This is a genomic window from Paraburkholderia sp. EG304 (assembly GCF_046543485.1).
Lineage (GTDB): Bacteria > Pseudomonadota > Gammaproteobacteria > Burkholderiales > Burkholderiaceae > Paraburkholderia > Paraburkholderia youngii.
Window position 1 is genome coordinate 230241 of record NZ_JBKGUA010000002.1, and the last position, 13219, is coordinate 243459.

A 13219-nucleotide genomic window follows, 5' to 3' on the forward strand; every position below is an offset into this window, starting at 1 on the left:
GCCGCCACACCGCCTCAGAGGAATAAGCCATATGGACTACGCAGCCCTCAAACTGATCTGGTGGGTATTGATCGGTGTACTGCTGATCGGCTTCGCGCTCACCGACGGCTTCGACATGGGCGCGGCGATCCTGCTGCCGTTCATCGCCAAAACGGACTCCGAGCGCCGCATCGTCGTGAACACGGTCGGCGCGACGTGGGAAGGCAACCAGGTCTGGTTCGTGACCGCAGGCGGCGCGATGTTCGCGGCGTGGCCGCTCGCCTATGCGGCATCGTTCTCGGGCTTCTACTTCGCGATGCTGCTGGTGCTGTTCGCGCTGTTCTTCCGCCCGGTCGGCTTCGACTATCGCGGCAAGCGCGAGGATCCGCGCTGGCGCAACGCGTGGGACTGGGGCCTCTTCATCGGTGGCTTCGTGCCGGCGCTGGTGTTCGGCATCGCGTTCGGCAATCTGCTGCAAGGCGTGCCGTTCTCGTTCGACACCGATCTGCGCGTCACCTATCACGGCAGCTTCTTCGGCCTGCTCAATCCGTTCGCGCTGCTGACGGGTCTCGTCAGCGTGTCGATGCTGGCCGCGCACGGCGCGGCGTTCGTCAAGTGGAAGACCGATGGCGAGGTTCACGAGCGCGCGTCGAAGGCGCTGCGGCTCGCGGCGCTGTGCACGCTGGTGCTGTTTCTCGTCGCGGGCGCGCTCGTCGCGACGATGATCGGCGGCTATCAGATCGTCGACATGCCGCCGCTCGACGCGGTCTCCAATCCGTTGATGAAGACCGTGATCGGCGCGCCGGGTTTGTGGCTGAACAACTACGCGCTCTATCCGTGGACGGCGATCGCGCCGCTCGCGGGTCTCGTCGGCGGGGTGCTCGCGGTGCTGCTCGCGCGCTCGCGCTTCGAGGCGACGGCGTTTCTGTCGACGTCGCTGATGGTCGTTGGCGTGATCCTGACCGCGGGCTTCGCGATGTTCCCATTCATCATGCCTTCATCACTCGACGGCCGCAGCAGCCTGACCATGTGGGATTCGACGTCGAGCCAGATGACGCTCGAGATCATGCTGTTCGCGGTGATCCTGTTCCTGCCGATCATCCTGCTCTATACCGGCTGGGTGTATCGCGTGATGCGCGGCAAGGTGACCGCCGCGGCGATCAAGGAAAACCACCATTCGATGTATTGAGCGGCACCATGCTCCAACAGGAAAACAGGAGTTCGTGATGTGGTATTTCAGCTGGATTCTCGGCGTTGGCGTCGCACTGGCGTTCGGTGTCGTCAATGTGATGTGGCTCGAATCGCGCGAGTTGGCGCGCTCGGCAAAACAGGTGACTCGCTAGGCGGCACGCTTTGGTCGTAAACGCGAAAGCGGCACCTTGGGAAAAGGTGCCGCTTTCTTATCTCAACAATCGCCGACAGCCATCAACCGATCAAGCCGGCACCGGCGCCGCGCCCGCCCCACCGCCTTGCGACGACAGGCGCTCGGCCAGCTTCTGCGCATAGCGCTGCGCGGCCTCGCCGACGACGATATGGAACGTGTCGGTCGACACCCATGCCGTATCGAGCGTCGCGAGACGCTGACGATCGACCGCCGACGGATCGCGCACCACCACGCGCAGACGCGTCGCCGCCACCGCATCGAGCGATACCACGTTGCCCGCGCCGCCGAACACGGCGAGCCAGCGCAGCGGATCGGGGTCGAGCGGACCGCCTTGCGCGCCATCGGTGTGCCCAACGTTTCGCGCGACCGGCGCGGCAGCAGCCGGCGCCGCTACAGCAGCAGCCACCTTCACTGCGTCGCCCTGCCCCTGCGCGATCGCCGTACGCATCTCATCGGCGATGATGTCCGCTTCCGGTCCGATGATCACCTGCACGTTGTTCGCGCCGCGCTTGAGCACGCCACGCGCGCCAATCGACTTCAGTTCGCTTTCGGAGACCTTGTCCGCATCGACGACCGACAGACGCAGACGCGTCGTGCATGCATCCACGACCGACAGGTTCGCCGCCCCGCCGAGCGCCGCGATATAACGCTGCGCACGCGGCACGGCCGCACTGGCCGCCGGCGCGACGAAACCACCCGCCGCGAACGACTCGACCTGCTCTTCCGCAGCGGCGGGCTCACGACCCGGCGTCGCCATGTTGAACTTGCGGATGAAGAAGCGGAACAGACCGTAGTACACGACCGAGTACACGAGGCCGAGCGGAATCGCCCACCAGCCCTTCGTCGACAGACCGAAGTTCAGCACGTAGTCGATGAAGCCCGCCGAGAACGTGAAGCCGAGGTGAATGCCGAGCGCCGAGCAGATCGCGAGCGACAGCCCCGTCAGCAGCGCGTGGATCGCATACAGCACCGGCGCGAGGAACATGAAGCTGAACTCGATCGGCTCGGTCACACCGGTCAGGAACGACGTGAGCGCCATCGAAAACAGAAGGCCGCCGGCCACTGCGCGACGCTCCTTCGGCACCTCGTGGAACATCGCCAGACACGCGGCCGGCAGGCCGAACATCATCACCGGGAAGAAGCCGGTCATGAAGGTGCCCGCGGTCGGGTCGCCGGCGAAGAAGCGGTGCAGGTCGCCCGTGACCGCCGCGCCACCGGCCGGCGTGAAGCTGCCGAACACGAACCACGTCAGCGAGTTCAGGATGTGATGCAGGCCCGTGACGAGCAGCAAGCGGTTCAGCACACCGAACACGAAGGCGCCGAGCGCGCCGGCCGTCGTGAGCCAGTGGCCGGCCAGGTCGATCGCGCTCTGCACCGGTGCCCACACGTGGCCGAATATGATCCCTAGCACCACGCAGACCACCCCTGTCACGATCGGCACGAAGCGTTTGCCGCCGAAGAACGCCAGGTAGTCGGGCAGCTTGATGTCCTTGTAGCGGTTGTACAGCAGCCCCGCGACGATCCCCGCGATGATCCCCGACAGCACGCCCATGTTGAGCTTGTCGTTGATGTCCTTCATCACCGCGATCTGCACCAGATAGCCGATCGCGCCAGCCAGACCCGCGACGCCGTTATTGTCCTTCGCGAAGCCGACCGCCACGCCGATCGCGAACAACAGCGGCAGGTTGTCGAAGATCGCGCCGCCCGCATCGGCGATCATCTTGATGTTGAACACGTCGGGCTGGCCGAGCCGCAGCAGCAGGCCGGCGACCGGTAGCACCGCGATCGGCAGCATCAGCGCGCGTCCCAGGCGCTGTATCTTCAGAAACGGATTTGCATCCATCGGTATCTCCAGTTTTGTCTCGGGGGTACGTTCTTCGGTGAGTAGTGCAGCGATGCGGAGAAGCGCGCCGCGCGTGAAGGCAGCCGTACTGCCGGACGCACGGCGTGCGGGTTCTCCAATTGATTAATCTGTCAATCGAGCGGCCACGTCGCGCGGCTTGCGGCTCGAACCGCCTGCGCCGAGTCGAGCGCGAGCGCATCGCGGGCACGCTGACGGCACAACTGATAGTCGAGCGTACGCACGCGTGCCTTGATGCCGGGCACCGAGACCGGGTCGACCGATAGCTCGGTCACACCCAGGCCCACCAGCAGCGGCATCGCGAGCGGGTCGCCGGCGAGCGCGCCGCACACGCCGACCCATTTGCCGTGCTTCGCTGCACCTTCGACGGTCGCCGCGATCAGCCGCAGCACCGCCGGATGCAGGCCGTCCGCCTGCGCCGCGAGATCGGGCTGGCAGCGGTCCATCGCGAGCGTGTATTGGGTCAGGTCGTTGGTGCCGATCGACAGGAAATCGGCGTGCTGTGCGAGCTGATCGGCGAGCAATGCAGCCGACGGCACTTCGATCATCACACCCACTTCGACCAGCTCGGTGCTGCCCGCTTCGCGTGCGAGTTCGTCGATACGCTTGCGGATGCGGAGCAGTTCGCCCGCGTCGGTGATCATCGGCAGCAGGATGCGCACGGCGCCGATCGGACGCACCGCGAGCAGGCCACGCAGCTGCTCGTCGAGCAGATCGGGGCGCACCTGCGCGAGGCGCACGCCGCGCAGGCCGAGCGCGGGGTTCGGCTCGGGCGGCAGCGTCAGATAGTCGACTTCCTTGTCCGCGCCGACATCGAGCGTGCGGATGATCGCGGTGCGGCCGCGCAGCGCATCGACGATCGCCTGATAGCTGTGGCGATGCTCGTCCGCGCTCGGCGCGGCCGGGCGGTGGATGAACAGCAGCTCGGTGCGCAGCAGGCCGACCGAGTCGGCGCCGTTGTCGACCGCGGCGTTCGCGTCGTCGAGTGTGGCGATGTTGGCGGCCACTTCGATCGCGCGGCCGTCGGAGGTCGCCGCTGCCTGTTGCGACGTGCGGCGATTCGCTTCGCGCACGTCGGCGAGGCGGCTGCGTTCGCACCGGGCGCGTTCGACGTCGAGTTCGGTCGGCGCGAATTCGAGCCGACCGGTGCTCGCGTTCACCACCACCTGCGTGCCATCGGGAATCGCATGCAACGCGTCGCCGACCGCGACCAGCGCCGGGATGCCCGCCTGACGCGCGAGAATCGCCGCGTGCGAGGTCGCGCCGCCGCGCGCCATCACGAGCGCGGTCACACGCGTGCGATCGAGCGACGACAGATCCGACGGCGTGAATTCGTCGGCCGCGAGCACTGCCTCGTCCGGCAGCGTGCGGGCCGCGCTGCTCGTGTAGCCGAGCGCGCGCTGCACGCGCTTTTCAATGTCGCGCAGATCGGCGGCCCGCTCGGCGAGCAGGGCGTCTTCGACATTACTCAGGATGTCTATTTGCGCGCGGATCGCCTCGCGCCATGCAAAACCCGCGCTCTTGCCGAGGCTGATCAGATCGCGCGCGGCGTCGAGCAGCGTCGGATCTTCGAGCAGCACGCGATGCACCGCGAAAATCCCCGCCTCGCCGACCGAGCCGCGTTGCGACGCATCGCGCACGATCGTGTCGAGATCGGCGTCGACGGTCGCGATCGCCTTGTCGAGCAGACGGCTCTCCGCCGCCGACGTGCCGCTCGCCTGCTCCGGCGGATCGACGTCCGCGTCGTCCCAGCGCACCAGCTTGCCGACCGCGACGCCCGGCGCCGCGCATACGCCAGCGAGCGTATTCGGCGCGAGCGGCTCGCCCGCGGCGGGCGTGGCAACCACGCTCGCCGGTGCTGTCGCCGGCCGCGCGGGTTTCTGTTCCACCTCACCGTGCGCTTCGCGCGTCAGTTCATCGGCGATCGCATCGACCGCCGCCTGCGCCTGCGGACCGACGCCGAGCAACTCGACGCTCGCGCCTTCGCCGGCACCGAGTCCGAGCAGACCCACGACGCTTTCGATCGGCGCCTTGCGTCCGTCGTAGCGCACTTCGACGCGCGCGTCGAAGCCGCGCGCCGCTTCGCGCGCACGCGCCGCGGGCCGCGCATGCAGACCGCCCGCGTGCGTCAGCGTGATCTGCCGGCGCGCTTCGTCCATCACCTGCGCGGCGCACGCGTCGCGCACCGCGTCATGGCTGACGCCTTCGCGCGCGCGCAGCACCAGCAGCGGCGTTTCGCCTGCCTTGACGTGACCGTCCGGCGCCCGCTCGATGATTTCGAACGCTTCCGAATTCGCAACCGCGATCACCGACACGAGGCTCGGCGCATTCAGCGCGACCTGATCCTGATCGAACTCGATCAGCACGTCACCGGCGCGCACCTTTGCGCCCTGCGCGACCATCGGCGCAAAGCCCTTGCCGTTCATCCCGACCGTGTCGATACCGATATGCAGCAGAATCTGCGCGCCTTCGGCGCTCTCGAGCGTCACCGCGTGGCCGGTGCGCGCGAGATGCGTGACGACGCCGTCGCACGGCGCGACGAGCCGCCCCTCGAGCGGATCGACGCCGATGCCGTCGCCGAACATGCCGCCCGCAAACACCGGGTCCGGCACCTTCGCGAGCGGCACGACCGGGCCGGTCAGCGGTGCAAGCAAAACAATGTGATCTTCGGAATGGCTCATCAGGTTGGACTTCTCGACACGTCGCATCGTCGTTCTCGTCAGTGAGTTTCGGTGACTTTATTCAGATGGCGTGGCGCGTCCGGATTGCGCCCGCGCGCGGCGGCAAGATCCGCGGCCATCACGTAAAAGGACAGGATGGCGGCGATCGGATCGAGCGCCGCGTGTGCGGTAGCGACGAGCGGCAGCGAAGCGTCCGCGACGTCGTCGGGTGCCGCGAGCAGCACGCGCGCGCCGCGCGCGCGCATGTCGTGCGCGAGTTGCAGCAGACCCGCCTGCTCTGGCCCGCGCGGTGCGAACACGAGCAGCGGATAGTCGCGATCGATCAGTTCCATCGGACCATGACGCACTTCCGCGCTCGAAAACGCTTCGGCCTGGATGCCGGAAGTTTCCTTCAGCTTCAGCGCGGCCTCCTGCGCGATCGCGAGGCCAAGGCCGCGGCCGATCACGATCATCCGCTCGATGCCGCGCAACTCGTTGACGGCCATCGACCAGTCGAGCCGGCCCGCGCGTTCCAGCGCGTCGGGCAGCGTATTTAGTCCAGCGAGCAACTCGGCGTCGTTCTGCCAATGTGCGACCAGCTGCGCGGAGATCGACAGCATCGCGATGTAGCTCTTGGTCGCCGCGACGCTCAGTTCGGGACCGGCGACGAGCGGCAGATGCCACTCGCAGGCGTCGGCCAGCGGTGAGCTCGGTGCGTTGACGGCGGCGACCGTCAGCGCGCCGGCTGCACGCAACGCGTTCATCGTGCCGACGAGGTCGGGGCTCTTGCCCGATTGCGAAAACGCGAGCGCAAGCTGATCGCGCACCTGCAGCGGCGCCTGCTGCAGCGTCGCGACCGACATCGGTAGCGACGCGACCGGCACGCCCAGGCGGCTCATCGTCAGCGATGCAAAGTAACTGGCGGCGTGGTCGGAGCTGCCGCGCGCGACGGTCAGCGCGACGTGGCGCGGCTGTTGCGCGAGCTTCGCGGCGAGCGCCGCGACGCGCGAGGTGTCCTTGAGCTGCTCGGCGACCGTTGCGGCGGACGCGAGCGCTTCTTTAAGCATATTCGACAATGGCTTCTCCTTCGACGTAGGTTGCGCTAAGCGCCAGCTCGCGGTCGAAGACGACCACGTCGGCCCACGCACCGCGCGCGATGCGGCCGCGGTCTTCGATGCCGAGATAGTCGGCGGCGTAGCGCGACAAACGGTGGGATACATCGGCGATCGGCAGGCCGATCGAGACAAGATTGCGCAGCGCCTGATCCATCGTCAGCGTGCTGCCCGCGAGCGTGCCGTCGGCCAAACGTACGCCGCCGAGACACTTGGTCACGTGCTGGCTGCCGAGGCGGTACTCGCCGTCGGGCATGCCGGTCGCCGACGTGCTGTCCGTCACCACATACAGGCGCGGTATTGCACGCAGCGCGGTGCGGATCGCACCCGGATGCACGTGCAGCAGGTCGGGAATGATTTCGGCGTACTCGGCGTGCGCGAGCGCTGCGCCGACGAGGCCAGGGTTGCGGTGATGCAACGGCGACATCGCGTTGAACAGATGCGTGAAGCCGCACGCGCCGTGCTTGAGCGCGGCGACCGCGTCGTCGTAGGTGCCGAGCGAATGGCCGAGCTGCACGCGCACGCCGCGCGCCGCCATCTCGGAGATGATCTCCATGTGGCCGGCGATCTCGGGCGCCAGCGTGACGACGCGGATCGGCGCGATCGACAGATACTTGAGCACCTCGTCCAACACCGCCGATACCGCCGCGTCGGGCTGCGCGCCGAGCTTGCCGGGGTTGATATACGGTCCTTCCAGATGCACGCCGAGCACACGCGCACAGCCCGGCGTGCGCACCCGCGTGACGGTGCCGAGCCCGGCGACGACGTTCATCAGTTCGTCGCGGGGCGCGGTCATCGTCGTGGCGAGCAGGCTCGTGGTGCCGTAGCGAGCATGCGTGCGCGTGATCGTTTCGATCGCGTCGCCGGCTTCCATCACGTCGGCGCCGCCGCCGCCATGCACGTGCAGATCGATGAAGCCGGGCAGGATGTACGGCGCGTCGTTCGTCGACGGATCGACCCGCTCGCCTGACAGCGCCGTGATGCGGCCGTTTTCGTATTCGAGCGTGCCGTGGATCCACCCTTCGGTGGTGAGTATGTTTCCGGTCAGCATGAGTCTCTCTGTGCGTGATGCGTATGCGGCAAAAATGCGTTCGCCGGACCTGCGGCCTATGCGGCCCTCGCAATTCAGGTGCGCAATTCAGCGACGAAGTCATAGTAGTCGTCGCGGCAATAGGTGTCGGTCAGCTCGATCGCGCGCTGATCCGCGCTGTAGCCGATACGGGTAATGACCAGCAGTGCGGTGCGCGGTTCGATGTCCATCAGCGCGGCGATTTCGCTCGACGCGTTGACCGCGCGGAAGTGCTGCAGCGCGCGCACCACAGCCGCGCCGCGTTGCTCGAGATAGCTGTACAGCGAGTCGCCGATCACGAGCGGATCGGGCACGATCGCGACCGGCAGCGCCGAATGCTCGACCGCCATCACGATGCCGTCCGCACGCCGCAGCCGCCGCAGGCTCGCGACAGCCGCTCCCGGCGACAGGCCGAGGTGCAGCAGCTCGTCGCGATTGGCAGCGCGCACGTCGCGTTCGAGCCAGACTGAATCCGGGCGAAAACCGCGCTGCTGCATCTTCTTCGTGAAGCCGGTGAGACGCGACAGCGGGTCTTCGACGCGCGGCGTGATAAAGCTACCGGCGCCGCGCGAGCGCCGGATCAGCCCCTGCTCGACCAGCAGTTCGATCGCCTTGCGCGCGGTGATGCGCGATACGCCGATCGCGTCGGACAGTGTGCGCTCGGAAGGCAGAGCCTCGCCGGCCGACCAGACGCCACAATGGATCGCCGTCGCTAGGTTGCGCGCGAGCTGCAGGTAGAGCGGCGTGACGTTGCGCACGTCAGGCATCAATGCGGACCAGCGAGTTTCCATGGGGCTCCAAGGACGCCGCGAGCAGCACGGCCTCGAAAAATGAGAGCCCATTATATAACCAACACAATACCAGTCAACGGACTGGTACCATGCCGGTCGATACCACCGGAAAGCCTTATGAGGTAAGGCTCAGAGGCAGTTTTGCGGGCTGATGAGAAAGGGATTCGCAGACCAGGACTTTCCCGGATCGGACCAACTGGCGATACCAGCGAGCGGCGAACGGCCTTTAGTGGTATCAAAACACGCTCAATGATCAATACCTGTTTAATACCACTTGGCGCGTGGCTGCGATGGACTGGCTTTGTAAATAAGGGTCGTGCCGATATAGTGCGCTGTACCGACCACAAAAAGTTTCGGGGAGCCGTCCTTGACTGATTCCGAGGCGCTGCGGCGCGCTCAGGCCGTCCGCCATTTCAATCGCTTCTATACCCAGTGCATCGGCGCCCTGCACGAGCATCTGGCGCGAAGCGAGTTCTCGCTGACGGAAGTGCGCGTGCTGCACGAGCTATCGCGTGCCCGTGCGCAGACCGCATCGGTGCTCGGGCGCGCGCTCGGACTCGATAGTGGCTATCTGAGCCGCTTGCTGACCAGTTTCGAGCGACGCAACCTGATCTCGCGCCGCCCGTCCGACACCGACGCGCGCCAGTCGCTGATCGCGCTCACCGAGCACGGCCACGCAACCTACGCGCCGCTCGACGCCGCCGCCATCCACGAAGCACTCGGCCTGCTCGACAAACTCAGCGCGCTATCGCAGGAGCAGTTGATCGCCGCGATGAAGCTGATTGAGCGGCTGCTCGGCGACCAGCCGAAGCATGAGCTCGTGGTGCTGCGTCAGCCGCGCGCCGGCGAATGCGGCTGGCTCGTGCATCGGCAGGCGCAGTGGTTCGCCGCCCAGTATGGTTGGGATCACACGTTCGAGGGCTTGCTCGCGCGCGTCGTCGCCGAGTACGCGCAGCGCAACGACCCACTGCGCGAGAAGTGCTGGATCGCCGAACAGGAAGGTCTGGTGGTCGGCTCGGTTTGCCTCGTCGGGGTCTCGACGACGGTCGCTGGCGTACGCCTGCTGTGGGTCGAACCGGACGTGCGGCGACTCGGCATCGGCACGCAGCTGATCAGCGAATGCGTGCGCTTCGCGCGGCGCGCGGGCTACACGAAGCTGACGCTGACCACCGCGAACGCATTGGCAGAGCCGCGGCGGCTTTGCGAGCGCGCTGGGTTCAAGCTGGCCGACAGCGCGACGCAGCGCCGCTTCGGCCACGATCTGATGATCGAAAGGTGGGAGTTGGAGCTATAAAAAAGCACGCGCCTGTGCGGCGCGTGCTTTTCTCGATGCTATGCGACTGCGCGTATGATCGCGCCGAACGCGTCGCTTAGAACGACGGCACCATCGAACCCTTGAACTGCGTCTTGATGAACTGGCGCACGTCTTCCGACTGATACGCGGCGACCAGCTTCTTCACCCACGGCTGCGCCTTGTCCTTCGTGCGCACGGCGATCAGGTTCGCGTACGGGCTGTGGATGTCTTCGAGCGCGATCGCGTCCTTGGTCGGCTGCAGGCCGGCGGCCAGCGCGAAGTTCGTGTTGATGACGGCGGCATCGACGTCGGCGAGCGAACGCGGCAGTTGCGCGGCGTCGAGCTCGACGAACTTGATCTTCTTCGGATTGTCGACGACGTCGAGCGGCGTCGCGTTGTTGCCGCCCGTGGCCGCGCCGTCCTTCAGCTTGATCAGGCCTTGCGCCTGCAGCAACAGCAACGCGCGATTTTCGTTCGACGGATCGTTCGGCACCGCGACCTTCGCGCCTTGCGGCAGGTCCTTCAGCGACTTCAGCTTCTTCGAGTACGCGCCGAGCGGCGAGATGTACGTGAGGCCCGCGTTGACGAGCTTGTAGCCGCGTTGCTTGATCTGGCTATCGAGGTACGGCTGGTGCTGGAAACTGTTGGCGTCGAGGTCGCCCGCGTCGAGCGCGGCGTTCGGCTGGATGTAGTCGTTGAACTCGACGACCTTTACGTTCAGGCCTTCGCGCTTCGCAACCTTGGTGACGACTTCCCAGATCTGCGCGTCCGGACCGCCGATCGTGCCGACCTTGATGACCTTGTCGTCGGCGTGCGCGCCGAAGCTGGTGAGGATCGCCGCGCCGGCGACGACTGCGGTGAGGGCTTTGAGGATATTTCTGCGCTGCATGTGTTTCTCGCTGTTGCGGTTCGACTTTTTGAGTCGATTGCTCCGATGGATGCCGGAGTCGGATGAAAATGGGCGGCGCTCCGGTTCGTGCCGGTGCGCCGTCGGCCAAGCCCAAAATTGTTTCATACGAGCGGCAAGTTGGAAAATACCCTTAGCGCATATGGATATGCATAGCGCGAGCGCGCTGGCTAGCGCGACGCAAAACCGCAGCTAACCGATAATCTGGAGCCGTGGCCTCGCACGGCCCACTCAACCGCCACTGAGAACGACCATGTATCTAATCAACCTGATCTACACCGCCCCGCTCGATCGCATCGACGACGCGCTCGACGCGCATCGCGCGTTTCTCGCAACGCAGTTCGACGCGGGCATCTTCGTCGCGGCCGGCCCGAAAGTGCCGCGCGACGGCGGCATCATCATCGCGGTGGGTATAGAGCGCGACAGGCTGGATCGCATTCTCGCGAGCGATCCGTTCGCCGAGCAACAGCTCGCGCGCTACGAGGTGACGGAGTTCAAGGCAACGCGTGTCGCGCCGGGGCTGAATCTGCCGACGCCGGTTTGAGCGCGAGTTGCGAAGAGGAGATCGATGCGGGGACGCGTGAGCGGCGTCGCGATAAAAAAGCCGCCTGCGATGCGCGTCAATCGAGCAGAAGCTTGAAGTCGTGCACCCACGGCGTCGCGCCCTGACCATCGCGCGCGAACAGACGCAGCTTGCCGTCCGTGTCGAACACATAGCTCGCGGCCGTGTGGTCCATCGTGTAGCTGTCGGGCGTCTTGCCCGGTACCTTCGCGTAGTAGACGCGGAAGTCTTTCGCGAGCTTCGCCAGTTGCTCTTCGCTGGCAGGACGCAAGCCCACGAAGCTCGGATTGAACGCCGGCACGTATTGCGCGAGCAACTGCGGCGTGTCGCGCTCGGGGTCGAGCGTGACGAACAGCACCTGCACCCTCTTCGCGGCTTCCGGACCGAGTTGCTGCAACGCCTGTGACAGCTCGGCCATCGTCGTCGGGCAGACGTCCGGGCAATGCGTATAGCCGAAGAACAGCACGACGACCTTGCCTTTGTAGTCGGCAAGCGTGCGAATCTTGCCGGACGTGTCGGGCAATGAGAAATCGCTGGCGAATTGTGTGTTGCCGGTGATGTCCAGATTCGTAAAAGCCGGCGGCTGCTTGCCGCAACCGGTCATCAGCAGTGTGCTGCCCAACGCCGCGCCGAGCGCGCAAGCGATCACAGCGGCGCGCGCGACGCGCGCAAAGCGGTTGTTGAGCATGGTGTTACGCGCCGATTACGACGCGCGCATAGTGGTCGATCAGCAGCGCGGCGAACAGCAGCGACAGATAGACGATCGAATAACGGAAGGTTTTGCGCGCGAGCTCGTCCGAATACTCCCGGTAGATCTTCCACGCATACGCCAGAAACACGGCGCCAAGCAGCACCGCCGCCGCGAGATACACGACGCCGCTCATGCCGGAGATGAACGGCATCAGCGTGACCGCGAACAGAATGACCGTGTAGAGCAGGATATGCAGGCGCGTGTACTTTTCGCCGTGCGTGTTCGGCAGCATCGGCAGGCCGGCGTTTTCGTAGTCTTTGCGGCGATACAGCGCGAGCGCCCAGAAATGCGGCGGCGTCCATACGAAGATGATCAGCACGAGGATCCATGCGTCGCCGGGCACGTGGCCCGTGACCGCTGCCCAGCCGAGCGCCGGCGGCATCGCGCCCGACGCGCCGCCGATCACGATGTTCTGCGGCGTGGCCGGCTTGAGCAGCAGCGTATAGATGACCGCATAGCCGACGAACGTGGCGAGCGTCAGCCACATGGTCAGCGGATTGGCGAACGTGTACAGCGTCCACATGCCGAGGCCGCCGAGCACGGCCGAGAACAGCAGGATTTGCGGGGTAGTGATTTCGCCGCGCGCCGACGGACGCCACGACGTGCGGCGCATTTTCGCGTCGATCTGCTGCTCGACGAGGCAATTGATCGCGAACGCGGCGCCGGCCAGCAGCCAGATGCCGACGGTGCCGCCGATCAGGACGGTCCACGGCACCATGCCCGGCGTCGACAGGAACATGCCGATGACCGCGCAGAATACCGCGAGCTGCGTAACACGCGGCTTGGTCAGTGCGAGATATTGGGAGACCCGGCTGCCGGGCGATTGGGAGAGTGTTGTGCTGTCCATGT

Annotated in this window: 12 protein-coding genes; 4 read left to right on the forward strand and 8 right to left on the reverse strand. The window is 66.0% G+C overall.

Annotation, left to right across the window (positions count from 1 at the left end):
- The first annotated feature begins 31 nt into the window (after positions 1-31).
- Together cydB and cydX are read left to right on the forward strand one after the other, a co-directional pair.
- A complete protein-coding gene (gene cydB, locus ACLFKU_RS03670; protein WP_368584406.1) occupies positions 32-1168 on the forward strand; it encodes a cytochrome d ubiquinol oxidase subunit II in 1137 nt (378 codons plus the stop codon).
- Between the two features lie 37 nt (positions 1169-1205).
- Positions 1206-1322: a cytochrome bd-I oxidase subunit CydX gene (cydX, locus tag ACLFKU_RS03675; RefSeq protein WP_368584405.1), complete on the forward strand. Its 117-nt coding sequence runs from the start codon at positions 1206-1208 to the stop codon at positions 1320-1322.
- A 90-nt stretch (positions 1323-1412) separates the two neighbouring features.
- Here the strand turns inward: cydX and nagE are convergent, their stop codons facing one another.
- From nagE to ACLFKU_RS03700, 5 genes are all read right to left on the reverse strand, one after another.
- Positions 1413-3206 carry an N-acetylglucosamine-specific PTS transporter subunit IIBC gene (nagE, locus tag ACLFKU_RS03680; RefSeq protein WP_410848189.1) on the reverse strand — a complete coding sequence of 598 codons (1794 nt, stop codon included), beginning with the start codon at positions 3204-3206 and terminating at the stop codon, positions 1413-1415.
- Positions 3207-3337: 131 nt separating this feature from the next.
- Positions 3338-5905, reverse strand: coding sequence for a phosphoenolpyruvate--protein phosphotransferase (ptsP, locus tag ACLFKU_RS03685; protein ID WP_410848190.1), 2568 nt, complete (start codon positions 5903-5905; stop codon positions 3338-3340).
- Between the two features lie 38 nt (positions 5906-5943).
- Positions 5944-6960 (reverse strand): SIS domain-containing protein, encoded by a 1017-nt coding sequence (locus ACLFKU_RS03690; protein ID WP_410848191.1) that lies wholly within the window; start codon positions 6958-6960, stop codon positions 5944-5946.
- Positions 6944-8047 carry an N-acetylglucosamine-6-phosphate deacetylase gene (gene nagA / locus ACLFKU_RS03695; RefSeq protein ID WP_410848192.1) on the reverse strand — a complete coding sequence of 368 codons (1104 nt, stop codon included), beginning with the start codon at positions 8045-8047 and terminating at the stop codon, positions 6944-6946. Before nagA ends, ACLFKU_RS03690 begins: the two co-directional genes overlap by 17 nt.
- 74 nt (positions 8048-8121) lie before the next feature.
- The gene (locus ACLFKU_RS03700; protein ID WP_013088293.1) at positions 8122-8856 is read right to left on the reverse strand and encodes a GntR family transcriptional regulator; all 735 of its coding nucleotides are present in this window, start codon (positions 8854-8856) and stop codon (positions 8122-8124) included.
- Between the two features lie 367 nt (positions 8857-9223).
- On the opposite strand from ACLFKU_RS03700, the gene ACLFKU_RS03705 reads away from it, so the two are divergent.
- A complete protein-coding gene (locus ACLFKU_RS03705; RefSeq protein WP_410848193.1) occupies positions 9224-10150 on the forward strand; it encodes a GNAT family N-acetyltransferase in 927 nt (308 codons plus the stop codon).
- Between the two features lie 76 nt (positions 10151-10226).
- Here ACLFKU_RS03705 and ACLFKU_RS03710 read toward each other — a convergent pair whose 3' ends face one another.
- Entirely contained in the window at positions 10227-11039 is an 813-nt protein-coding gene (locus ACLFKU_RS03710) for a MetQ/NlpA family ABC transporter substrate-binding protein (RefSeq protein WP_410848194.1), read from the reverse strand.
- 271 nt (positions 11040-11310) lie between these two features.
- On the opposite strand from ACLFKU_RS03710, the gene ACLFKU_RS03715 reads away from it, so the two are divergent.
- On the forward strand, positions 11311-11601 hold the full coding sequence (locus ACLFKU_RS03715) for a YciI family protein (RefSeq protein ID WP_368587228.1): 291 nt from the start codon (positions 11311-11313) through the stop codon (positions 11599-11601).
- Positions 11602-11677: 76 nt separating this feature from the next.
- Here the strand turns inward: ACLFKU_RS03715 and ACLFKU_RS03720 are convergent, their stop codons facing one another.
- Both ACLFKU_RS03720 and cyoE read right to left on the reverse strand, forming a co-directional pair.
- Positions 11678-12307, reverse strand: a complete 630-nt coding sequence (locus ACLFKU_RS03720; protein ID WP_410848195.1) for an SCO family protein — start codon at positions 12305-12307, stop codon at positions 11678-11680.
- A 4-nt stretch (positions 12308-12311) separates the two neighbouring features.
- Positions 12312-13217, reverse strand: coding sequence for a heme o synthase (cyoE, locus tag ACLFKU_RS03725; protein WP_176136911.1), 906 nt, complete (start codon positions 13215-13217; stop codon positions 12312-12314).
- Between the last annotated feature and the right edge of the window lie 2 nt (positions 13218-13219).